The 21,048-nt window shown below is 46.6% G+C and carries 25 protein-coding genes; 13 read left to right on the top strand and 12 right to left on the bottom strand.

Translation table 11 applies throughout. The features are described 5' to 3' along the window. Nucleotides 1–56: 56 nt before the first annotated feature. A complete protein-coding gene (gene adk, locus CBI30_RS09385; protein WP_088528038.1) occupies nucleotides 57–722 on the top strand; it encodes an adenylate kinase in 666 nt (221 codons plus the stop codon). A 79-nt stretch (nucleotides 723–801) separates the two neighbouring features. Here adk and nrdR read toward each other — a convergent pair whose 3' ends face one another. Further along, nucleotides 802–1,248: a transcriptional regulator NrdR gene (nrdR, locus tag CBI30_RS09380; protein ID WP_088528037.1), complete on the bottom strand. Its 447-nt coding sequence runs from the start codon at nucleotides 1,246–1,248 to the stop codon at nucleotides 802–804. A 26-nt stretch (nucleotides 1,249–1,274) separates the two neighbouring features. Further along, entirely contained in the window at nucleotides 1,275–2,519 is a 1,245-nt protein-coding gene (glyA, locus tag CBI30_RS09375; RefSeq protein ID WP_088528036.1) for a serine hydroxymethyltransferase, read from the bottom strand. A gap of 76 nt (nucleotides 2,520–2,595) precedes the next feature. On the opposite strand from glyA, the gene tolQ reads away from it, so the two are divergent. The 8 genes from tolQ to queC all read left to right on the top strand — a co-directional run bounded on the left by tolQ (nucleotide 2,596) and on the right by queC (nucleotide 7,944). Further along, complete coding sequence (gene tolQ, locus CBI30_RS09370; RefSeq protein WP_088528035.1) at nucleotides 2,596–3,252, top strand: protein TolQ; 657 nt, start codon at nucleotides 2,596–2,598, stop codon at nucleotides 3,250–3,252. Nucleotides 3,253–3,254: 2 nt separating this feature from the next. Beyond that, the gene (gene tolR / locus CBI30_RS09365) at nucleotides 3,255–3,674 is read left to right on the top strand and encodes a protein TolR (RefSeq protein ID WP_088528034.1); all 420 of its coding nucleotides are present in this window, start codon (nucleotides 3,255–3,257) and stop codon (nucleotides 3,672–3,674) included. Between the two features lie 19 nt (nucleotides 3,675–3,693). Beyond that, nucleotides 3,694–3,969 carry a hypothetical protein gene (locus CBI30_RS11400; RefSeq protein WP_338046841.1) on the top strand — a complete coding sequence of 92 codons (276 nt, stop codon included), beginning with the start codon at nucleotides 3,694–3,696 and terminating at the stop codon, nucleotides 3,967–3,969. Between the two features lie 25 nt (nucleotides 3,970–3,994). After that, nucleotides 3,995–4,501, top strand: coding sequence for a cell envelope integrity protein TolA (gene tolA / locus CBI30_RS11395; protein WP_338046840.1), 507 nt, complete (start codon nucleotides 3,995–3,997; stop codon nucleotides 4,499–4,501). 75 nt (nucleotides 4,502–4,576) lie between these two features. Beyond that, the gene (gene tolB, locus CBI30_RS09355; RefSeq protein ID WP_088528073.1) at nucleotides 4,577–5,836 is read left to right on the top strand and encodes a Tol-Pal system beta propeller repeat protein TolB; all 1,260 of its coding nucleotides are present in this window, start codon (nucleotides 4,577–4,579) and stop codon (nucleotides 5,834–5,836) included. A gap of 120 nt (nucleotides 5,837–5,956) precedes the next feature. Beyond that, the gene (gene pal, locus CBI30_RS09350) at nucleotides 5,957–6,454 is read left to right on the top strand and encodes a peptidoglycan-associated lipoprotein Pal (RefSeq protein WP_088528033.1); all 498 of its coding nucleotides are present in this window, start codon (nucleotides 5,957–5,959) and stop codon (nucleotides 6,452–6,454) included. Then, complete coding sequence (gene ybgF, locus CBI30_RS09345; RefSeq protein WP_088528032.1) at nucleotides 6,454–7,185, top strand: tol-pal system protein YbgF; 732 nt, start codon at nucleotides 6,454–6,456, stop codon at nucleotides 7,183–7,185. The genes pal and ybgF overlap by 1 nt, the downstream gene beginning before the upstream one ends. A gap of 18 nt (nucleotides 7,186–7,203) precedes the next feature. Beyond that, nucleotides 7,204–7,944, top strand: a complete 741-nt coding sequence (gene queC / locus CBI30_RS09340; protein ID WP_088528031.1) for a 7-cyano-7-deazaguanine synthase QueC — start codon at nucleotides 7,204–7,206, stop codon at nucleotides 7,942–7,944. A 15-nt stretch (nucleotides 7,945–7,959) separates the two neighbouring features. Here queC and CBI30_RS09335 read toward each other — a convergent pair whose 3' ends face one another. Both CBI30_RS09335 and ribD read right to left on the bottom strand, forming a co-directional pair. Further along, complete coding sequence (locus CBI30_RS09335) at nucleotides 7,960–8,577, bottom strand: riboflavin synthase (RefSeq protein ID WP_088528030.1); 618 nt, start codon at nucleotides 8,575–8,577, stop codon at nucleotides 7,960–7,962. A 40-nt stretch (nucleotides 8,578–8,617) separates the two neighbouring features. Continuing rightward, entirely contained in the window at nucleotides 8,618–9,733 is a 1,116-nt protein-coding gene (gene ribD, locus CBI30_RS09330; protein WP_088528029.1) for a bifunctional diaminohydroxyphosphoribosylaminopyrimidine deaminase/5-amino-6-(5-phosphoribosylamino)uracil reductase RibD, read from the bottom strand. A 518-nt stretch (nucleotides 9,734–10,251) separates the two neighbouring features. Here ribD and ribBA point away from each other — a divergent pair. The 3 genes from ribBA to nusB are packed head-to-tail and all read left to right on the top strand — an operon-like array spanning nucleotide 10,252 to nucleotide 12,421. Continuing rightward, on the top strand, nucleotides 10,252–11,391 hold the full coding sequence (gene ribBA, locus CBI30_RS09320) for a bifunctional 3,4-dihydroxy-2-butanone-4-phosphate synthase/GTP cyclohydrolase II (RefSeq protein WP_088528028.1): 1,140 nt from the start codon (nucleotides 10,252–10,254) through the stop codon (nucleotides 11,389–11,391). A gap of 11 nt (nucleotides 11,392–11,402) precedes the next feature. Beyond that, complete coding sequence (ribH, locus tag CBI30_RS09315; protein ID WP_088528027.1) at nucleotides 11,403–11,918, top strand: 6,7-dimethyl-8-ribityllumazine synthase; 516 nt, start codon at nucleotides 11,403–11,405, stop codon at nucleotides 11,916–11,918. Between the two features lie 8 nt (nucleotides 11,919–11,926). Further along, nucleotides 11,927–12,421: a transcription antitermination factor NusB gene (gene nusB, locus CBI30_RS09310; RefSeq protein ID WP_088528072.1), complete on the top strand. Its 495-nt coding sequence runs from the start codon at nucleotides 11,927–11,929 to the stop codon at nucleotides 12,419–12,421. An 89-nt stretch (nucleotides 12,422–12,510) separates the two neighbouring features. On the opposite strand, the gene trmB is transcribed toward nusB, so the two are convergent. From trmB to CBI30_RS09295, 3 genes are read right to left on the bottom strand one after another with little or no spacing between them, the layout of a single operon-like run. Continuing rightward, complete coding sequence (gene trmB, locus CBI30_RS09305) at nucleotides 12,511–13,308, bottom strand: tRNA (guanosine(46)-N7)-methyltransferase TrmB (RefSeq protein ID WP_240553559.1); 798 nt, start codon at nucleotides 13,306–13,308, stop codon at nucleotides 12,511–12,513. Nucleotides 13,309–13,331: 23 nt separating this feature from the next. Further along, nucleotides 13,332–13,790 (bottom strand): DUF2721 domain-containing protein, encoded by a 459-nt coding sequence (locus CBI30_RS09300; protein WP_088528025.1) that lies wholly within the window; start codon nucleotides 13,788–13,790, stop codon nucleotides 13,332–13,334. Nucleotides 13,791–13,831: 41 nt separating this feature from the next. Next, nucleotides 13,832–14,683: an undecaprenyl-diphosphate phosphatase gene (locus CBI30_RS09295; protein WP_088528024.1), complete on the bottom strand. Its 852-nt coding sequence runs from the start codon at nucleotides 14,681–14,683 to the stop codon at nucleotides 13,832–13,834. A gap of 120 nt (nucleotides 14,684–14,803) precedes the next feature. Between CBI30_RS09295 and CBI30_RS09290 the strand changes: the two genes are divergently transcribed. Next, on the top strand, nucleotides 14,804–16,417 hold the full coding sequence (locus CBI30_RS09290) for a TolC family protein (RefSeq protein WP_088528023.1): 1,614 nt from the start codon (nucleotides 14,804–14,806) through the stop codon (nucleotides 16,415–16,417). An 11-nt stretch (nucleotides 16,418–16,428) separates the two neighbouring features. Here the strand turns inward: CBI30_RS09290 and waaC are convergent, their stop codons facing one another. The 5 genes from waaC to rfbB are packed head-to-tail and all read right to left on the bottom strand — an operon-like array spanning nucleotide 16,429 to nucleotide 21,039. Next, entirely contained in the window at nucleotides 16,429–17,460 is a 1,032-nt protein-coding gene (gene waaC, locus CBI30_RS09285) for a lipopolysaccharide heptosyltransferase I (RefSeq protein WP_088528022.1), read from the bottom strand. A gap of 41 nt (nucleotides 17,461–17,501) precedes the next feature. Further along, nucleotides 17,502–18,068, bottom strand: coding sequence for a dTDP-4-dehydrorhamnose 3,5-epimerase (gene rfbC / locus CBI30_RS09280; protein ID WP_088528021.1), 567 nt, complete (start codon nucleotides 18,066–18,068; stop codon nucleotides 17,502–17,504). Then, entirely contained in the window at nucleotides 18,065–18,988 is a 924-nt protein-coding gene (gene rfbA / locus CBI30_RS09275; protein ID WP_088528071.1) for a glucose-1-phosphate thymidylyltransferase RfbA, read from the bottom strand. The genes rfbC and rfbA overlap by 4 nt, the downstream gene beginning before the upstream one ends. 25 nt (nucleotides 18,989–19,013) lie before the next feature. Then, nucleotides 19,014–19,973 carry a dTDP-4-dehydrorhamnose reductase gene (gene rfbD, locus CBI30_RS09270; protein ID WP_088528070.1) on the bottom strand — a complete coding sequence of 320 codons (960 nt, stop codon included), beginning with the start codon at nucleotides 19,971–19,973 and terminating at the stop codon, nucleotides 19,014–19,016. 7 nt (nucleotides 19,974–19,980) lie between these two features. Next, complete coding sequence (rfbB, locus tag CBI30_RS09265) at nucleotides 19,981–21,039, bottom strand: dTDP-glucose 4,6-dehydratase (RefSeq protein WP_088528020.1); 1,059 nt, start codon at nucleotides 21,037–21,039, stop codon at nucleotides 19,981–19,983. Nucleotides 21,040–21,048 lie beyond the last annotated feature (9 nt).

The raw sequence follows: 21,048 nt of genomic DNA, 5'->3' as shown, positions 1-21,048 counted from the left end.
GTTACAAAGGATCCCGAAAAAATACGGGACAATGAGGGTCTTCTAAGGGGAAAACAATGCGGTTGATTCTGCTCGGTGCACCAGGTGCTGGCAAAGGAACACAAGCTCAGTTCATTTGCGAAAAATTTGCTATTCCACAAATCTCAACAGGCGACATGTTGCGCTCTGCTGTTAAAGCTGGAACAGAACTCGGCATTGCCGCTAAAAAGATTATGGATGCAGGCGGGCTAGTTTCCGACGACATCATCATCGGCTTAGTCAAAGATCGCTTAACCCAGCCTGATTGCAGCAAGGGTTACTTGTTTGACGGTTTCCCAAGAACTATTCCTCAAGCGCAAGCCATGAAAGATGCTGGCGTGCCAATCGACTATGTTTTAGAAATCGATGTGCCATTTGATGCCATCATTGATCGCATGAGTGGTCGCCGTGTGCACCCTGCCTCAGGTCGAACTTATCACGTCACTTTCAACCCACCAAAAGTTGAAGGCAAAGATGATGTCACTGGTGAAGACTTGATTCAGCGTGATGACGATAAAGAAGAAACCGTTCGTAAGCGCTTGCAGGTATACAACGATCAGACCCGTCCTTTGGTTGAGTATTACTCTACTTGGGCAAGCCAAAGTAATGCATCTGACAAAGTGAAGGCTCCCGCCTATCGCAAGGTCAGCGGTAGCGGTAGCGTTGATGGTATTACTGCTTCGATCTTTGCAGAATTAAAATAATTCATTTTCTGTAAAAGCAGAAAGGACTGCAGTTCAATTGCAGTCCTTTTTTTATTGCCCCAAATCTTTCAATCAGGGATTATTTGAGCTCTTTAAGGGCGCTCTCAAATGATTCAATATCTGCAAAGCTTCGATAGACTGAAGCAAAGCGAATGTAAGCCACCTTATCCAATCGTTTGAGTTCGCGCATCACGAGCTCACCAACGCGTTCGCTCGGAATTTCTTTTTCGCCAAGGCTCAAAAGCTTTTCTTCAATGCGACCGATGGCTTCATCTACGGAGTCAGAAGATACTGGCCGTTTGCGTAAAGCGAGCTTGATTGAGCTTGCTAACTTCTCATGACTGTAATCCACACGACTACCATTTTTCTTTACGATCGCTGGTAACACCAGCTCTACACGCTCATAGGTCGTAAACCGTTTATCGCACTTTGTACAACGGCGACGGCGACGAATACTATCGCCTTCGTCAGATACCCGGGTATCGAGTACCTGGGTATCGTCGTTATGGCAAAAAGGGCAGCGCAATGAATACTTTCTTGAGGCTCTGGTGCTTAACCGTAAACCGGGAAACGCTTGGTCAGCTCAGCTACTTGCGCACGCACCTTGGCGATATTGTCAGCATCACTTGGGTTATCCAAAACATCCGCAATGAAATTGCCCACTTGTCTTGCTTCAGCCTCCTTAAAACCACGAGTCGTCATTGCAGGTGAACCCAAACGAATGCCACTAGTGACCATAGGTTTTTCTGGATCGTTTGGAATACCGTTCTTGTTACAAGTAATGTGGGCTTCGCCCAATACACGCTCAGCCTCTTTACCGGTCATTTTCTTAGCGCGTAAGTCCACCAACATCACGTGAGAATCTGTACCGCCAGAAACAATGCGCAGACCACGAGAGATCAAGGTCTCAGCTAAGGCTTTAGCATTAGCAATGACCTGCTTTTGATAATCAATAAAACCAGGTTCTTGCGCCTCTTTAAATGCTGTCGCCTTAGCCGCAATCACATGCATTAAAGGACCGCCTTGTAGACCTGGGAATACTGCCGAGTTAATCGCCTTCTCGTGCTCAGCCTTCATCAAGATAATGCCGCCACGGGGGCCGCGCAAACTCTTATGCGTTGTGGAAGTCACGATATCTGCGTGCGGCACTGGATTAGGATAAACACCGGCGGCAATGAGGCCAGAGTAATGCGCCATATCCACCATAAAAATTGCGCCAACTTCTTTTGCTAGCTTACCAATACGCTCCCAATCGATCTTGAGAGAGTAGGCAGATGCACCAGCAATAATCAATTTAGGTTTGTGCTCACGAGCCAAACGCTCCATCTGCTCGTAATCGATCACTTCGTTTTTATCGAGGCCATAGGAAATCGGGTTAAACCACTTACCGCTCATATTTAATGCCATACCGTGGGTCAAGTGACCACCTTCAGCCAAGCTCATACCCATGAAGGTATCGCCGGGTTTTAAGAACGCCAAGAACACAGCTTGATTTGCAGATGCGCCACAATGGGGCTGCACGTTCGCTGCCTCAGCGCCGTAAAGAGCTTTCACTCGATCAATTGCCAATTGCTCGGCTACATCTACAAATTCACAACCACCGTAATAACGCTTGCCTGGATAGCCTTCAGCATACTTATTGGTTAGCTGAGAGCCTTGTGCCTGCATTACTGCTGGGGAGGCGTAGTTCTCTGAAGCGATGAGTTCAATATGGTCTTCCTGACGCTTATTCTCATTCTGAATCGATGCCCACAACTCTGGGTCAGTTTTGGCTAAAGTGTTTTGGCGGTCAAACATAGTAATAATCCTGAAGAAGTTGGATTGCTGAGTGAATTAACTTAGTAAAATCAACCTACATCATACAAAATCCACCATGACACCTACTCAAGACCTCTCATTCCTCTCCCTAGTCCTTAATGCCAGCCTATTAGTCCAGCTAGTAATGTTGTTATTAATGGGCATGTCCGTAGCCTCCTGGACCATTATTTTTAAGAAAACAGCCATTCTGCGGGGCGTCAGACGTGATACCGAGCGTTTTGAGAGGGACTTTTGGTCCGGTGGCGACCTGAATACCCTTTTGGAAGCCGCTCAGCGCAATACCCGCAGCGACGCCGTTTTAGAGCATATCTTTGAGGCTGGCATGCAGGAGTTCATGAAAGTTCGTGAAATCGATGCCGCCCGTCGTGCCATGAAGGCCACCTACCAACGTGAAATGGACATGCTAGAAGCCAATCTGCCATTTCTGGCATCCGTCGGCTCAGTTTCCCCCTACATTGGCCTCTTTGGGACCGTTTGGGGCATCATGCATGCCTTCCGTGGCTTGGCAAACGTACAAAACGCCACCTTAGCTGCCGTAGCCCCCGGTATTGCCGAGGCATTGGTTGCTACTGCGATTGGTCTGTTTGCCGCCATTCCAGCGGTAGTCGCCTATAACCGCACAGCTACTGACGTAGATCGCCTCTCCATTCGCTTTGAAACCTTCATAGAAGAATTCACCAACATCTTGCAACGTCAAGCTTCAGGCAAATAAGCATGGGCGGCTCACTGAGAAAGTCTTCCAAGCGTCGGGCAATGTCTGACATTAATGTGGTGCCTTACATCGATGTGATGTTGGTGTTATTGGTCATCTTCATGGTGACCGCGCCGATGGTCAATCCTGGCGTTGTCAATTTACCAACTGTCGGTGGTGCAAAGGTGCAATCCTTACCCCCCGTCTTTTTAACGATTGATGCCAATGAAAATGTCATCGTTCGCAAAGGCGGTGATCCTGTGCAAACACTCAATAAATTTGAGCTCGGTGCATTTGCAAGATCACAAGCAGAAAAATCGGCCGAGCAACCAGTAGTGCTCGCAGCGGACAAATCCATCAAATATGAAGTAGTGATGGAAGTCATGTCGAAGCTCAAAGAAAATGGCGTTAAACGTGTCGGCCTTGCCGTGAAGAGTCAGTAAGCCTCTTTGCATTGCATCCATGAATAGCGCGCAAACATTTCATTCAAGCTTCTCACGAGGCCGCCCCACTAAAAACGAAAGCACTAAACGTGCTTTTAGTTTTTCGCTTGCCGCGCATTTAGGTTTGCTAGCTTTTCTGATGATTGGAATTAGTTGGAATAGCTCCACTCCATCTGGGGTTGAAGTGGAGCTTTGGGATGCCAGCCAACAAGTTGAGGCGCTGGTTATCCCCGAAGTCAAAACCGAAATGAAGGAAGAGGCGGCTGACATCGCCGTCAAAGAAAAAACAAGTTGAAAAAGAGCCCCCTAAAAAAGAAGTGGTGAAAGAAACGCCTAAGCCAATAAAGCCAACTCCACCCAAGGAGAAGGACAAGGAAAAAGAGAAGCCTAAAAAGGCTGAGGCTCCAAAAGCTACCGCCCCTGCTGAAACCAAAGCAAATGCTGCTGCTGAGAAAGTTCGCGCAGATCAGTTAGCTCGCCTACGCGCTGCCGCTGGAGCCGAAGGTGGTAGCGGTGGCACTAGTGGTAGCGGTGTTGGTGCTGGTGGCAATGCCCCTCCCGGCTGGACAGATAAAGTTATTAAAAAGGTGAAACCTTTGATTGTTTTTAACCCTGAATCAGTCAGCGGTAATCCTGCGGCAGTTGTTAAAGTCAATCTTGCACCCGATGGCGCAATCCTAAGTACAGATCTCGTAACCTCTAGCGGTAATGCTGGCTGGGATCGCGCAGTTTTACTCGCACTTACTCGCGCAGAAAGTCTGCCGAAAGACGACAATGGAAAAATTCCCCAAAGAGAAGTTAAGCTGACCTTTAAACCTAAGGACTAAAGCATGTTGCAAGTAGCTAATCGTATTAAGCGTATTGCCCTTAAACAGAGTTTTGCATTCTCAATAGCAGTGTTCATGGCCATGATGTCCGTGATTGGCTTGAGCTCTCCCGCTCTCGCGCAAATGAATATTGAAATTACGGGTGTAGGACAGTCTCTTTATCCCATCGCTGTCATGCGCTTCAAAGAAGAAAATAAATTACCAATTAGCATCACAGAAATCATTCGCCAAGACTTAGCGCGCAGTGGTTACTTTAAAAACACTGAGAATGGGAATGCTAGTGAAAGTGATGAAGGCACACCAAACTATAAATCTTGGTCTGCTCGTGGCGCCGATGCTTTGGTAGTAGGCTCTGTTGTACAAACTGGCGCATCCCAGTTTGAAATTCATTACAAACTATTTGATGTGCGCAAGTCGCAAAGTTTAGGCGGCCTCAACCTCAATTCCAGCGCCGATAACTTGCGCGCTGTGGGCCATAAGATTGCTGATGACATCATTCTCAAACTATTGGGTGAGCGTGGCATCTTCTCTACTCGGCTCTCCTACGTCATCAAAGAAGGCAAGCGCTATCGCCTCGTGATCTCTGATGCAGATGGTCAGAACATTCGCAATGCTATGAGTAGTGGAGAACCCATCATCTCCCCTTCTTGGTCGCCAGATGGCAAGAAAGTGGCCTACGTATCTTTTGAAGATCGCAAGCCAGTGATTTATGTGCATGAACTCGCAACAGGTCGTCGCATTCCCCTTTCGAATCAAAAGGGGAATAACAGTGCACCAGCTTGGTCGCCCGATGGTAAAAAACTGGCAATATCACTTTCAAAAGATGGCAATACCCAGATCTATGGCATTAATGCTGATGGCACAGGTTTACATCGCCTAACACGCGGCTATACGATTGATACCGAGCCCCAATATTCTGCTGACGGTCGTTATATCTATTTCACGAGTGATCGTGGTGGCAACCCCCAAATTTACCGTATGAGTGCAGAGGGAGAGCAAGTAGAGGGGGCTAAGCGAATTACTTACAAGCAAGGTTTTGTAACATCACCGCGCATTTCTCCAGATGGCAAATATTTGGCCTATATCGCCAATATTGGCGGGGCTTTCCGCCTTTACATCCTCAATCTGGCCACAGGTGACTCACAAGCCTTGACTGACAGTAGCAGTGATGAATCCCCCTCCTTTGCAGCAAATGGTCGTTATGTTTTGTATTCCACTAAAGTCGGTGGCAAGCGGGTCTTGGCCGCTGTATCGGTAGATGGGAACTCTAAACAGGTATTAAGCATTCCAGGATCTGATGTCCGTCAGCCATCTTGGGGTCCGTTTATGGACTGAGGCCTTAATCAGATTTCAACTCAGATCTTTCCGCTTATATAGCCAATATTGGGCTCTTAGGGGCATAATATTGGCTATTAGCTCATTTAATAGCTTTATTTGTAGGACAAAGGAAAGATCATGAAGATTTCTATCGCACGCCGTGCCGCAACACTCACCCTCGTAGGTGTAACCGCATTATTTTTGGCAGCTTGTTCAAGCGTCAAATTAGATGATGTTGATGGCGCCAATGGTGGCAGTGGCAACTTCGGTTCACAGCCTTGGAATGATCCAAGCAGTCCCCTTTTCCAGCGTAGCGTCTATTTTGATTTGAATGAATACACTGTTCAGACCAAATATCAGAAACAGTTGTCCGCGCATGCAAGCTTCTTAAAAGCCAATCCTAAGCAAAAGATCATCATTCAGGGCAATACCGATGAACGCGGTACTGCAGAATACAACTTAGCATTGGGTCAGCGTCGTTCAGATGCAGTTCGCAAATCACTCAACCAAATGGGCGTATCTGATGACCAAATGGAAGCAGTGAGCTTTGGTAAAGAAAAGCCTAAAGCTGAGGGCGACAACGAAGCAGCATGGGCAGAAAACCGCCGTGCTGACATTGTTTACATTACCAACTAATGCCTAAGCTTCCACACTCTTTTAAACAAACGCTCTCACGAGCGTTTTGTTTAAGTGCCACGGCTTTTTGCTTAAGCGCCTCCAGTAATGCATGGGCACTGTTTGCAGATGATGATGCGCGTAAGGCAATTTTAGATTTACGTAAATCTCTAGCAACAACGCAAATGGATTTACAAAATCAAATTGAGAAACTCAAATCAGAAAATGCAGAGTTACGTGGAAAGGTTGAGAATCTGGAGAAGCAAGGCGAAGATATCAACACTAGTCAGAAGACTTATTACCAGGATCTCGATACACGCTTGGGCAATTTTGAGCCTCGTACAGCTACCATTGAGGGCGTTAGTGGCACCGTTCAACCTGGCGAGAAAAAAGCCTACGACGATGCCTTAAAGGCTTTTCAAACAGGTAGTTTGAAGAAAGCAGATGAAGGCTTCTCGGCCTTTGCTACGCGCTATCCTAAGAGCCCCTACTTACCGCTGGCTCTTTTCTGGAGCGGTAATAGCAAATATGCCAATAAAGATTATGCAGGCGCTATTGCGCAGCTACAAAGTCTCATTAAACGTTACCCAACTCATCCGCGCATTCCGTCAGCAATGTTGACATTAGGTAATGCGCAATTAGAAAGCGGCAACAAAGTGGCTGCCAAAAAAACTTTCGCTGAGATCATTAGTAAATATCCCGACACTGAAGCAGCAAAAGACGCGCAGCAACTGAACGCTGCAATTAAGTAAGAAATAATCTTAATTCTTATGTCTCTGTTATCCGCTGCGTTTCAAAATATCGCTCCACGCAAGCCGAATGCTCCTGCGGTAATCTTATTTTCAGGTGGCTTAGATTCCAGCACGATTTTGGCCCTTGCAAAAGATCTTGGTTACGCGCCCTATGTGCTTTCCGTAGGCTACGGGCAACGCCACTCCTCTGAGCTAGCGGCAGCAAAACATATCGCTAAAAAAATAGGTGTCATCCGTCATGAGGTGGTCAATTTAGACCTCACTCGTTTTGGTGGCTCTGCATTAACGGACTCCTCTATCGACATCCCAGTTACCCCAGGAAACGATCAAGAGATCCCCGTAACCTATGTGCCAGCGCGCAACACAATTTTACTTTCGCTTGCATTGGGTTGGGCGGAATCACTAGGCGGACTCGATATTTTTTATGGCGCCAATGCAGTGGACTACTCTGGCTATCCTGACTGTCGCCCCGAATATGTTGCCTCGTTTGAGACGATGGCAAACTTGGCCACTAAAGCCGGCGTAGAAGCACAAAATAATGAGAATCGCTTTCGGGTTCATGCGCCCATCATCAGTATGAGCAAAGCAGACATCATCCAGCTAGGGACTACCTTAGGCATTGATTACTCACAAACCGTCTCCTGCTATCAAGCTAATGATTTAGGCGAAGCCTGCGGTGAATGTGAATCCTGTCGTTTGAGAAAAGTCGGCTTTAAGCAAGCCAACCTCAGTGATCCAACGCGCTACCAAAAGAAATAAGGCAGCAGGCTTAATTTAGTTAGCCCGCGTTTCCATCATGCGCGCAACATAACGCGCAATCAAATCCACCTCTAGGTTGACAGCATCGCCTTGCTTCAGCTGGCCTAATGTTGTGTTCTCCAGCGTATGAGGAATGATGTTGATATTCACTATGCAAGCATTAGCTATGTCCTCGGTTTTATTCACCGTCAAAGAAACGCCATTCACCACAATAGATCCTTTGTAGGCTAAAAATGGTGCCAGCTCTTTTGGGGCATCAATACGTAGCAGCCATGAACCATAGGGGTCTTGTGCAACAGTAGCAAAGTGCGCGACCTTACCAACACCATCAACGTGGCCACTCACTAAATGGCCGCCCAAACGATCATTTAAACGTAGTGCTTTTTCAAGATTGACCGGGCCGACCTTATCCAAGCCCACGGTCTTATTAAGAGACTCACGCGAAATATCCAAAGCAAAGGTATTGCTAGTCAATTCCGTTGCAGTCATACACGCACCTTGTATCGCGATACTGTCACCTAAAGCAACATCATCGAGATAGCCCGTAGGCACTTCAACTAGCAATTGCAGACCATCGCCCTTAGCTTGAGCGCTTTTAATTTGACCAACAGCAGTAATAATTCCAGTGAACATAATGAGATCTTAAATTGGTTTTTTTAATTTTCTTAAATCGCTATTTCTTGCCTAGGCGTACACGTAGATCAGGGCCAAATAAACCTTGATCAATAATTCTCCAATCCTGACGTTGCTCTAGGTCCGTCAAAGGAGATATGTTTGCCATGCCAATACCATCACCCATAAAGAAGGGGGCGTAATACAGCAATAACTCGTCGACACAACCTTCTCTTAGCAAGGAGCCGTTTAATTTAAATCCTGCTTCAACATGGATTTCATTCATGTTGCGCTCTTGCGCTAAGTAAGCAAATAGTTTGGGTAAATCCACTTTACCATTGGCATTCGACATCGGAATTACTTCAATGCCGAGAGCTTCAAATGCTTTTGCCTTTTGCTGAATCTCTTGAGATTCCAATGAAGCACAAACCAAGATGACGCCTGATGTCTGGGGGTTACTCAATACCTTGGCGTTGAGCGGTGTCTCTAAATTGGAGTCAACAATGATTTTCCAAGGCTGACGGTTGGTTTTGACATCGCGAACATTAAGAGTCGGATCATCCTCTTTCACCGTACCCACCCCAGTCAATATGGCACAGGCTTGAGCTCGCCAATGGTGACCATCCGCCCTAGCTAAGGATCCTGTAATCCACTGACTTTGACCATTTGGTAAAGCTGTCTTTCCATCTAAGCTGGCCGCGATCTTCATCCGCACCCAAGGCAATCCCCGGGTCATGCGTGAGATAAAGCCTGGATTTAATGCCTGAGCTTCAGATTCTAACAATCCACAGCGCACATCGATACCGGCCGCTTTTAAACGCTCAAGACCCTTACCACTAACCAGGGGATTTGGATCGGCCATCGCCACAATCACCATAGCGGGCTTAGCGGCTATTAAAGCATCGACACAGGGCGGTGTTCTGCCAGTGTGATTGCAGGGCTCTAAAGTCACATATACCGTTGATCCGAGGGGATCGAAACCCTGCGCTTTTGCATCCGCTAAGGCCTGTACCTCCGCATGAGGGCCGCCTACCCTTTGGGTGTGTCCACGACCAATGACTTGTCCATCATTAATAATGACGCAACCAACCCGGGGGTTTGGGTTGGAGAGATAGCGGGCATTTTGAGCCTCGGCCAAAGCCTCGCTCATAAATTGATGGTCAACTGCGCTGTACATGGGTCTATTAAAACCGATTGTGGTCAGGAGCAGTAAATTTACCCGCCACACTACCTACAGACTTTGGCATCTTTAGCTAGATCGCAAATCCGCCATCGACCCCCACTACTCAGAATCAGTTGCCACTCCAAGCTAGGGCTCCGATCGTGACCCAATATCAGTTAGTTGGCCACAAAACCCCCTTGAGCCGTCTTTGCAGCACCCGCCGCATTAAAAAACATCCCTCTTTTGGGGGCATGAGGATCGATAAATTGCTTGCCACCCTAAAAGCTATCCAGCTGCTTGTAACCAAACTTATCGCCATCAAAACCTCGGGCAAGATAGAGCCATTAGCCCTCTCAACTTGACTAGGGGTACTTGCGGCTTGCGGGAGAAGCTGGGCATAGGGATATTTTCTCAAGATTAAAAATAGAAAAAAATTGCGTCTAAAGGACTTCCATTGTCAGAAATGTTGAATATTGAGCGCTAGGCCAGCGCTGTAGCCCTAAAAATCCCTCCTCAGCTTAAAATAGAAGGCTATGCAAAATAATCTCGCCACTACAGAAGAAATCGTTGCCGAGCTCAAGGCTGGCAAGATGGTCATTCTGGTTGATGAAGAAGACCGTGAGAACGAAGGCGACCTAGTACTCGCAGCAGACCACGTCACTGCCGAAGCTGTAAATTTCATGGCCAAGCATGGTCGCGGGCTGATTTGCCTTACCTTGACACGAGAGCGTTGCCAACAAATTAATCTTCCTTTGATGGTGAGAGATAACGGCACCTCCATGGGGACGAACTTCACCGTCTCCATTGAAGCTGCCAGCGGCGTCACCACCGGAATCTCTGCTGCAGACCGTGCTCACACCATTCAAGCAGCGGTAGCACCCCATGCGAAACCCAATGATCTTGTTCAGCCTGGACACATCTTTCCGCTGATGGCACAACCTGGTGGTGTATTGATTCGCTCAGGACACACAGAAGCAGGCTGCGATCTAGCGGCCATGGCCGGATGTTCCCCTACCGCTGTTATTTGTGAAATCATGAAAGATGATGGCAACATGGCGCGTTTGCCAGATCTTTTGGAATTTGCTAAAGAGCATCAATTAAAGATTGGCAGCATTGCCGACCTGATTCAGTACCGCAGCCAACATGAAAGTATTGTGGTTCGCGAAGGCGAGCGTGAGTTTGATACGCCTTGGGGAAAATTTCAAGGAATTATTTATCGCGATACACCTAGCTCTTGTATTCACTTAGCACTTGTTCATGGCAAGCCATCTGAGGCTGAAGAAACACTAGTGCGCGTACATGAGCCTGTGACTGCATTGGATTTCTTAGATGCTCATGTCAGTACCCACTCCTGGCCCCTAGCCCAAGCTCTGCAAAAGCTTGTAGCTGCTCCATCAGGCGTAGCGGTATTGTTAAATGCTTCGGGTATTGCATCCCCAAATGATGTTGATTGGTTGGCGCAATTTCATAAACTCAATGGCACCCATGCAGAAGAGACACAAAAGCCTTTGGCTCGCAAAACTGATTTCCGCAGTTACGGCATTGGCGCTCAAATTCTCAAAGATATTGGTGTTGGAAAAATGCGCTTACTTGCTAACCCCAGTCCCGTACCAAGCCTTTCAGGATACAAGCTCGAAGTGACTGGCTATACCCCTTTTGAACCTCATAAATAAGCCATCCAAATATGACCACAACTAATAATGAACAAGCGGTAGGCGTTCTAGAGGCCGACTTAAACGGTCAGGACCTGCGCGTGGGAATCGTACAAGCGCGCTTCAATGAAGAACACTGCATTGCTTTAACAACCGCCTGCATTGAAGAGCTCATCAACCTGGGTGTATCTCAAGCAGACATCAAATTAGTTACTGTACCTGGCGCCTTAGAAATCCCCTTCGCACTCCAAAAAATGGCGGAGACTGGCGAGTTTGATGGCTTAGTTGCTTTGGGTGCTGTCATTCGTGGCGAGACATACCACTTTGAACTTGTTTCCAATGAGTCTGCCTCTGGCATCACTCGGATCTCCATTGATTCCGGCCTACCAATTGCCAATGGCGTTCTCACCTGCGATACCGATGAGCAGGCGCAGGTTCGTGTTCAAGTCAAAGGTGCTGATTGCGCTAAAGCCGTTGTAGAAATGGCCAATCTGGCGCTATCCCTGACACCCGATATTGATTTTGAAATCAATCCTAGCCAAGAGTAATGATTGATATGACTAAGACTTCCGCAACAACACAAACTCCCGTAGCGAGCGCGCCTAAGCGTTCCCTGACACCACGCCGCCGCGCTCGTGAATATGCCCTGCAAGGCGTATATCAAAGTCTGGTGATGCGTCGCGCAGGTAGCCTGCCAAATGCCGCCGCCATTGCGAAACAGCTTGCTGAAGACCCTGGTTTTCGCCGCTGCCAGCTAGAGCTATTCCAAGGTATTTTTACTGGCGTTTTAGAGCACACCGATGAATTGGAGGGTCTCATTACCCCAGCACTCGATCGCCCTATTAATGAGCTCTCGCCTGTAGAGCATGCTGCTTTATTAATTGGTACTTACGAACTCGCAATCGATCTGGCTGTTCCTTACAAGGTAGCCATCAACGAAGCGGTGGAGCTTGCTAAAACTTTTGGCGGTACCGATGGCCATAAATACGTTAACGGCGTATTGGACCTGTTAGCCCAACAATTGCGCAGCACTGAAATCCAGGCTGGCTAAATGCAGGGTAATTTCTAAATAGCATCTGCAGTTGCCCAAAACTCTTGCGCTCGATTAGAGCCCAAGAGTTTTTATTGGCAAACGCAAAATTACTTTTTCTTGTAAACCAAATCCCAAACTCCGTGACCCAACTTTAGTCCTCGGTTTTCAAACTTGGTAATTGGTCTGTATGAAGGTCTATTCACATACCCGGGATGCTTAGCATTGAGTTGCTCAAGAGTGGGCTTGAATTCTTTAAAGGATTCTTTCGCAAGCTCAATCTCACTTGCCACATCAGCCGCAGAAAAAGTTTCTATCTGCATTTGCTCTACAGAGGTATTGATGAGTGCCGGCTCCACATTTAAGACCAAGAGCATTTGCTCAGCATAGTTATGCCAATCGGTAGCCAGATGCAAATAGGCTCCAGGCTTTAAACGAGAAACTAATAATTTCACAAACTCCGCTTGAATGAGTCGACGCTTATGGTGACGTTTTTTATGCCAAGGATCTGCAAAGTAAATATGAATGCCATCTAGAGAATTAGGCGCAATCATTTTTTCAAGTACCTCAACTGCATCATGGCGAATCAAGCGCAAATTGGTGAGATTGTTTTCACCAATCAGCTTGAGTAAAGCACCAACTCCAGGAGGATGAACCTCAATTGCCAAAAAATCATCTTCAGATCGCAAGGCGGCAATTTTAGCGGTGGTCTCCCCCATGCCAAAGCCAATCTCCAAAATCTTAGCTTTTGAAGAGTCCTTAAATACCTCTTGGAGGCTAAGCTCTTTATCCTGAAACGGAATTAAGAACTGGGGGCCCAGCTCATCCATTGCGCGCTGTTGTCCGGCGGTTGTTCTGCCTGCCCTTAAAACAAAAGAGCGAATACGATCGGTTCTAGTGATATTCACGAAGTGCTTATTTTTATCTACGGTTATTTTGGAAAAGGCGTATTCCAGCCAGCCGAGCGATAGGCATAAACCACCTCACTCAGCACGATAGATAGCGAAGTCATAAAGGAGATCAAGCCGAGCACAAAAGTCCATATGACATAAGTAGCCTGCAAAGAGCGCACTGCTCCGGCCTGAAAGAAAAATAACTCAAGGACGGTTAATGAAATAAATACGCCGCTCAATACATCAAAGAAAATCGCAGCAGTGCAAAGACGACCTCGAACTTTTGCCTCATTCGCCTCTTTTATCATATGGATCAGAACTGCTTGATCCTGAATGCTGCCCTCCTGAATCCGATGTTGAATAGCGCGCATGCGATCAACCGACCTAGCCAGCCGAGCAGAAATAGCATTAATCAAGGTGGCTACCGCCGTCAACAAAAATACTGGGGCAAGCGCCAGTTGAATATTGTTCGTAATAGCGTCTATTGATACGTCCATAAAAATTCCTGTTGTTCTTTATTAAGTTTGTGAGAGCACTATCAATGCGACCAAGCAACTAAACCACTATATGCACTTATCAACACCAGTACGCCAAAGACAATGCGATACCAAGCAAAGGGAATGAAGTTATGCCCAGCGACATAATGAATCAGCCAGCGCACGCAAATAAACGCTGAAATGAACGCTGAAATAAATCCGACCACAATTGCCCAAGTAAAGTCGCCAGACAGGGAAACGGGATTCTTCCAAAGCTTGAGCAACTCATAAGCGGTAGCACCACCAATAACGGGAATAGCCAGGAAGAATGAAAACTCAGTAGCTACTGCACGCGGCAAGCCAAACAACATGCCACCAATAATGGTTGCTCCTGAGCGAGAGGTTCCCGGAATTAAAGCAGCACACTGTGCCAACCCCACCTTTAAAGCATCTAAAGGGGTCAGATCATCTACCGACTGAATATGGGATTTACCCGCTGAGTGAGCTAATTTGGTTTGTCGACGTTCAGCCCAGAAAATAATTAGTGCGCCAACGATGAAGGCGGTAGCAACTGGGATAGGAGAAAATAAGACCGCCTTGATGTGTTTTCCAAAGATAAAGGCTAAGCCCATTGCCGGAATGGAGGCAATCAATAGGTTGATCACAAAGCGACGTGAGATGGCGCTTGTCTTGATGGTGGATGTCACCTTCCAGAGCTTTTCTCGGAACTCCCAACACACGGCCAAGATGGCACCAAACTGAATGATGACCTCGAAGGCCTTCCCCCTCTCATCATTAAAGTCGAGCAAGTCACCAACCAAAATAAGATGCCCTGTACTAGAGATTGGCAAAAACTCAGTTAAGCCCTCGACTATCCCCAGTATTAAAGCTTTGCCTAGCAAAATTAGATCCATATGAGTAATTTTATAGGGTAGATGAAGATGATCTTGAGATTTGACAAAATGAGGGTCAATTAAGACGCTTTACTTAAATAAGCCTTAAACTTCATGGCATATAAAAAGTAATCGAATCAGATGACCCCAGCCAGTTTTCGCCTTTCACAGCTCAGTACCTTAGGTTTAATCCTGGGGCAGGTGCTCGGGCTGGGTGTAATCTCAACCAATACCTTTGCGCAAGCCGCCAATGGGGCTAAGCCATCACTACCCATACCAATGAGCGCTCAGTCCTTAGTTGGGCTAGATATGCCGCCACAAATGGTGATCGCCCCGAAGCAGGCTATTCCCACAAATAGCGCACCCTCGAACCTCAATGGAAACGGCACGGCTAATGCTGGACAAGCTTCGGATCTCATTCGCCTGTACCAAGAGGCTGCGTTTAGTGATCCCGTTTTAAATGCTGCCCGCTTTAACTACCAAGCGAGTAAAGAGTTGTATTGGCAAGGCCTGTCATTACTACTCCCTCAAGCGGCTGCTGTACCCGTTGGAACTCGCTACTATCAACATGCGGCAGGCAATGCTCATGCTAGCACATACCCAAGCACTCGGGTATATGACCAGAAAAGCTACACCGTCACCCTGACGCAGCCCGTCTTTAATATTGCTGCCCTCGAAGCATTTAAACAAGGTGATTTAAATACCAAAATTGCGGATATGCGCTTTTACTTAGCGCAACAAGATCTCATCATCCGTGTCTCGCAAGCTTACTTTGATGCACTCACTAGTCAAGACAACGTTGAGCTTTATCGCAATAAAAAAGGTTTAATTAAGCAACAATTAGATATTGCCCAAGCGAAGTTTGATGCTGGATTAGCCACAATTGTCGATGTCAATACTGCACAAGCAGCTTTGGATCTTGCCAACTCCCAAGAAATTACTGCTCAAGCAGACCTCATCGTCAAACGCGGAATTTTGGAGCAGTTAGTTGGTCGCCCAGTAGGCGCATTGAAGCTGCTCACCAAAGAAGCCAAGATTGATGGCGTCCTCAAAGACCCTCGCTCCAAAAATAAAGATAGCAACGGTATCCCGATTGCCGATAGCGTTAATCCCCAGTTGCCAAAAGGTCAAACATTAGACGATTGGATTCTTCAAGCAGAAACAGCGAACTTCAATGTTTTGGCAGGCCAACTCTCCGTCAATTTAGCGGAGAGCACTTACAAAGCTTCCCAGGCATTGAACTACCCTTCAGTTAATTTTGTAGGCACTGCGGGTTACAACACCTCAAACGGTACAGCTAATAGCCTGACACCATCGCAAACGAACATTTACAACAACACCATTGCATTGCAAATGACAATCCCATTGGTATCCGGTGGATTTAATAGCTCCGTGATTCGTCAGAATGCAGCACTACTTGATGCAGCTAAAGCCAATTACGACAATGCTCGCCGTACCGCTGCCCAAAGTACGCGCACGGCCTTTACTGGCTTTTACGGTGGCTTAGCGAGTGTCAAGGCCTACGAAGCTGCAGAGCGCTCATCCACATCAGCACTAGAGTCTAGCAAGCTAGGATTTCAGGTGGGTACCTTAATTAATATTGACGTCTTGATCGCATTAGATATCGTCATTACTACCCGCTCACAATTACAGCAGGCGCGCTACAACACGATTTTGAATGCAATTAAGTTGAAAGCTCATGCGGCAGCATTGTCGGATGAAGACCTGATTTCCATCAACACCTTACTACGCTAAATCCCAAAAGATTAGGTTTGTTGCAGAAGTTTCAGTGAGGAACCCAATACCTCTTTCACTGTTGGCGGAGTTTCTATATCGCCCACGTTACAAATTCGATTCGACCAGTAACCCTCAGTCTTCCAGCGCGGTGAATCACAATAAATCTCCACAGTCGGTTTATCTAGCACTGCCGCTAAATGCGTCAGGCCAGTGTCTACACCCACTGTTAAGTCCGCGCCAGAAATGACCGCGAAAGCTTCTTCGATAGAAAATCTAGGCGGCACAACACTACCTGATACTTGCTCTGCAAGCAAAACACTGACCGCCCTTTCTGCAGCACTTCCCCAGGGGAAAATAACTTGATAGCCACGAGCAGCCAAATCTTTACCTAAAGCGATCCAATGTTCATTTGCCCAGCGCTTCGCCTCCCGAGCCGTTGAATGAAAGCACAAGACATAAGGAGGACTCAGGCCTAGGACAGCGCTCTTTGGGATATTTTCAATAAACTTTTTGGGATAAAACTGCGGAACATTTGAGCGCTCAAGTAAAGGCCAATCAAATGCTGAACACATCACCCAACGTGATCGATCAACAGCATGGCATTTGACTGGGACTTGAACAGACTGGTTGTATAAACTTCTTGCAAGCGGTTCATATCCTGAAAACTCGGTAGCATTAGCAAGCCCTGCAATCACCGCATCTGAACTCTTGTTAGCCAAAGAACAGACAATTGCAGACTTCAATAAACCTTGTGTCTCAATCAATACATCATAGGTAGTGGATTGGAGTATTTTTCTAAATACAAAAAACTCTTTCCATGTGCCCAAACTAAAAAGATTTTTCTTCCAGCGACGCAAACCAAAAGGAATGATGCGATCAATTCCTCGGAAACCATCCCGTGATAACAAGGGCTTTAACAGATAAACATACCCCTCCTCCACTACCCAATCAATTTGAGCATCTGGTAGACGCGCACGCAAATCCCACACAATCGGCAAGTTATGTAATACATCCCCGAGAGAGGATAGTTTTACCAATAAAATTTTGGGAGAAGCGCTCATGCGAGCATTACCTTATCTTTTGAAAATACATCTAAATTCAATTAAAACTTAGGGGCCGCATCCCACGATAAGCCAGCAGAATCTTTGGCATTCATATTGGGGAGAATGCCTTGCGGCAATGACCACTCGATACCCACAGTTGGATCGTTCCAGGCTAAACACGCCTCACTTTGAGGGTGATAGTAATCAGTTGTTTTATATAAAAACTCTGCTGGCTCAGATAGAACTAAAAAGCCATGCGCCAAACCTGGCGGGACCCACATTTGCTTATGATTTTGAGCGCTCAATTCAACACCAGCCCACCTGCCATATGTTGGAGAATCCTTACGAATATCCACGGCAACGTCAAATACACTACCCGCAACCACTCTCACCAACTTCCCTTGCGTTTGCTCTAACTGGTAATGCAAGCCCCGCAAAGTCCATTGACGAGAAAAGGAATGATTGTCCTGCACAAATTCCACATTCAAACCAGTAGCCACCGCAAAGTCTTGAGCATTAAAAGATTCCGTAAACCAGCCACGTTCATCACCAAATACCCTGGGCTCGATAACCAACACATCATGAATGGCTGTCGACGTAACTAGTAGCTTGGAAGTTGCGCTCATCCAATCATCTTCTTATTGGATAAGGAAACGGGTTGAGCGGAGGTATTAAGCTCATGCACAATCTTACTCAGGTATTGGCCGTAACTATTCTTGCTAAGATGGGTGGCAACTTTGAGGACGTCTTCTGCGCTGATCCAGCCTTGACGATAAGCAATTTCTTCAGGACAAGCCACCATTAAACCTTGGCGCTTTTGTAAGGTGGCGATAAAGCCTGCCGCATCTAATAGTGAATCATGCGTTCCGGTATCTAACCACGCAAAACCACGACCCATGATTTCTACGCTGAGCTCATTCTTTTCGAGGTAAACGCGGTTCACGTCGGTTATTTCTAGCTCACCACGTGCACTAGGCTTAATAGAGGCTGCAATATCACACACTTGATTATCGTAAAAATACAGCCCCGTTACCGCATAATTACTTCTGGGCTTAAGGGGCTTCTCTTCGATCGAAAGCGCCTTGTAATCTTTATCAAATTCAACAACGCCATAACGCTCTGGATCGGTGACATGATAGGCAAACACGGTTGCCCCGCTACTGCGCGCATGAGCACTATCAAGTTGATTAACCAGCTCGTGACCATAGAAAATATTGTCACCCAATACTAAAGCGCTTGGATGATTGCCTACAAAATGCTTACCCAAAGTAAATGCTTGGGCCAAACCGTCTGGAGAGGGCTGGACACAATACTCAATATTCAGACCCCATTGCGAGCCATCTCCCAGTAACTCAGAGAATCGCGGGGCGTCATGCGGCGTAGAGATCAATAAAATATCCCGAATGCCTGCAAGCATTAGAGTGCTCAAGGGATAATAGACCATTGGCTTGTCATAGACGGGCATGAGTTGTTTGGAAACCGCTTGGGTAACAGGGTACAAACGAGTGCCCGACCCTCCAGCTAAAATAATGCCCTTACGATTCATTTTATTTACCGCCATCTTGTGCTTTCTAAATAAGTCCATCTTGAGCTAACTGAGCAACATAGCCTTTGACGGCAACGTCCCACGGCTGATTCAGTTGCTGCAATTCTGACACATCACCCCGACCTGCAAAGACTTGATTAAGCTTATCTGTGGACATCATTGAATTCATGGGTCTTGGGGCTGGTAATGAGTACTCTACTGCAAGAATAGGTTTAACAGTGCCTGGATTAGCCCTAAGAGTGGCACCAGCAGCCAAGGCCGCCTGCACGGCCAGGCATGCCAAACCATGCCAAGTAGTCTCTCCGGTAGGAACAGCATGATAGATACCCGATGTGAATTTTCTTAATCGGGCATGTTCATCTAGAGCTAAATTCAGACTCACTTGCGCCAACCACTGGGCACTCGTGGGAACGCCAAATTGATCGCTAATGATTTTCAACTCTTCACGTTCTTTAGCTAAACGCAAAATCGTGCGAATGAAATTACCACCCTCACCATATACCCAGCTTGTTCTCAAAATAGCGTATTGACCAGTGGTCTTGTCGGTAAATACTCTAGCAATCGCCTCTTCTCCAGCAGCTTTACTTTTGCCATAAACACCCAAGGGGTTGCGAATGTCATTTTCTAAGTAAAAGCCATACTTCTCTCCATCAAAAACATAGTCTGTCGAGTAATGCAATAAGGTAACTCCATGCTCTGCAGCATATTGTGCCATGATTTCTGGCGCTCTTGCATTAATTGCAAAAGCTAAATCGGATTCTGTCTCCGCTTTATCCACTGCCGTATAAGCAGAAGCATTAATAATGAAATGGGGCTGAAATTGATTGAGCAATCGACTAAGCACTTCTTCATCGGCAAGATCACATTCAGAACGTCCAACATACTGAACGACAGGCTTTGTAAGCAAAGCTGAGGTACGCGCATCCAACTCTTCTTGGAAGGCATGTCCTAATTGGCCATCTTTGCCAAATACAAGAATTTTCATGGCTTTTTTAGTTGTACTGCTTAGAAAGCCAGTCACGGTAAGAGCCGCTTACTACACCTTCAATCCAAACGGGGTTGTCCAAATACCATTGCACAGTCTTGCGAATGCCCGTATCAAAGGTCTCTACAGGCCGCCAACCGAGCTCACGCTCAACCTTGCTTGCGTCAATGGCATAGCGACGATCATGACCAGGGCGATCCTTAACGTAAGTAATTTGATCTACATATGCCTTGCCATCGGCACGAGGCTTTAACTCATCCAAAATCGTGCAGATGGTTTTCACGACATCAATATTGGCCTTTTCATTCCAGCCGCCAATATTGTAGGTCTCGCCCAATTCTCCTTTAGATAACACCTCACGAATCGCCGCGCAATGATCGCCAACATAGAGCCAATCACGAATTTGTTGACCATCGCCATAAATAGGCAATGGTTTGCCATTGAGCGCATTAAGAATGACCAAAGGAACCAACTTCTCTGGGAAGTGATATGGGCCGTAGTTATTGGAGCAATTGGTGGTAACTACCGGGAAACCGTAGGTATGAAACCAGGCACGCACTAAATGATCCGAGGCGGCCTTAGATGCGGAATATGGACTATTAGGCTCATATGAATTCGTTTCTGTAAATGCAGGATCAGTAGCAGAAAGTGATCCGTAGACTTCGTCAGTGGATACATGATGAAAGCGAAATGCCTTCTTCGCAGAGTCATCTAATCCATTCCAATAATCACGAGCACATTCAAGGAGATTAAAGGTGCCTACAATGTTGGTAGCCACAAATTCGGCGGGTCCATGAATTGAACGATCCACATGGCTCTCAGCAGCAAAATTAACGATAGCGCGAGGTTGATGCTCATGCAATAACTTACTAACAAGCGCTTTATCGCCAATATCGCCATGAACAAAAATATGGCGCGAATCATCCTTCAAAGATGCAAGAGTAGTCAAGTTGCCAGCATAGGTCAGCTTATCGAGATTAATAACGCCCTCATTGCCTGGTACTTTTAGCCAATCGAGGACAAAATTTCCACCAATAAAACCAGCGCCACCAGTAACTAAAATCATTTTTTGCCT

The sequence above is a fragment of the Polynucleobacter aenigmaticus genome (genome assembly GCF_002206635.1).
Classification (GTDB): Bacteria; Pseudomonadota; Gammaproteobacteria; order Burkholderiales; family Burkholderiaceae; genus Polynucleobacter; species Polynucleobacter aenigmaticus.
Note: the sequence above shows the minus strand (reverse complement) of the source record. Positions and strands in the feature narration are given on the sequence as shown.

Coding starts and splice junctions, on each gene's coding strand:
- adk (WP_088528038.1), top strand. CDS start 57: ATGCGGTTGATTCTGCTCGGTGCACCAGGTGCTGGCAAAGGAACACAA.
- glyA (WP_088528036.1), bottom strand. CDS start 2,519: ATGTTTGACCGCCAAAACACTTTAGCCAAAACTGACCCAGAGTTGTGG.
- tolQ (WP_088528035.1), top strand. CDS start 2,596: ATGACACCTACTCAAGACCTCTCATTCCTCTCCCTAGTCCTTAATGCC.
- tolR (WP_088528034.1), top strand. CDS start 3,255: ATGGGCGGCTCACTGAGAAAGTCTTCCAAGCGTCGGGCAATGTCTGAC.
- CBI30_RS11400 (WP_338046841.1), top strand. CDS start 3,694: ATGAATAGCGCGCAAACATTTCATTCAAGCTTCTCACGAGGCCGCCCC.
- tolB (WP_088528073.1), top strand. CDS start 4,577: ATGGCCATGATGTCCGTGATTGGCTTGAGCTCTCCCGCTCTCGCGCAA.
- pal (WP_088528033.1), top strand. CDS start 5,957: ATGAAGATTTCTATCGCACGCCGTGCCGCAACACTCACCCTCGTAGGT.
- ybgF (WP_088528032.1), top strand. CDS start 6,454: ATGCCTAAGCTTCCACACTCTTTTAAACAAACGCTCTCACGAGCGTTT.
- queC (WP_088528031.1), top strand. CDS start 7,204: ATGTCTCTGTTATCCGCTGCGTTTCAAAATATCGCTCCACGCAAGCCG.
- CBI30_RS09335 (WP_088528030.1), bottom strand. CDS start 8,577: ATGTTCACTGGAATTATTACTGCTGTTGGTCAAATTAAAAGCGCTCAA.
- ribD (WP_088528029.1), bottom strand. CDS start 9,733: ATGTACAGCGCAGTTGACCATCAATTTATGAGCGAGGCTTTGGCCGAG.
- ribBA (WP_088528028.1), top strand. CDS start 10,252: ATGCAAAATAATCTCGCCACTACAGAAGAAATCGTTGCCGAGCTCAAG.
- ribH (WP_088528027.1), top strand. CDS start 11,403: ATGACCACAACTAATAATGAACAAGCGGTAGGCGTTCTAGAGGCCGAC.
- nusB (WP_088528072.1), top strand. CDS start 11,927: ATGACTAAGACTTCCGCAACAACACAAACTCCCGTAGCGAGCGCGCCT.
- CBI30_RS09300 (WP_088528025.1), bottom strand. CDS start 13,790: ATGGACGTATCAATAGACGCTATTACGAACAATATTCAACTGGCGCTT.
- CBI30_RS09295 (WP_088528024.1), bottom strand. CDS start 14,683: ATGGATCTAATTTTGCTAGGCAAAGCTTTAATACTGGGGATAGTCGAG.
- CBI30_RS09290 (WP_088528023.1), top strand. CDS start 14,804: ATGACCCCAGCCAGTTTTCGCCTTTCACAGCTCAGTACCTTAGGTTTA.
- waaC (WP_088528022.1), bottom strand. CDS start 17,460: ATGAGCGCTTCTCCCAAAATTTTATTGGTAAAACTATCCTCTCTCGGG.
- rfbC (WP_088528021.1), bottom strand. CDS start 18,068: ATGAGCGCAACTTCCAAGCTACTAGTTACGTCGACAGCCATTCATGAT.
- rfbA (WP_088528071.1), bottom strand. CDS start 18,988: ATGAATCGTAAGGGCATTATTTTAGCTGGAGGGTCGGGCACTCGTTTG.
- rfbD (WP_088528070.1), bottom strand. CDS start 19,973: ATGAAAATTCTTGTATTTGGCAAAGATGGCCAATTAGGACATGCCTTC.
- rfbB (WP_088528020.1), bottom strand. CDS start 21,039: ATGATTTTAGTTACTGGTGGCGCTGGTTTTATTGGTGGAAATTTTGTC.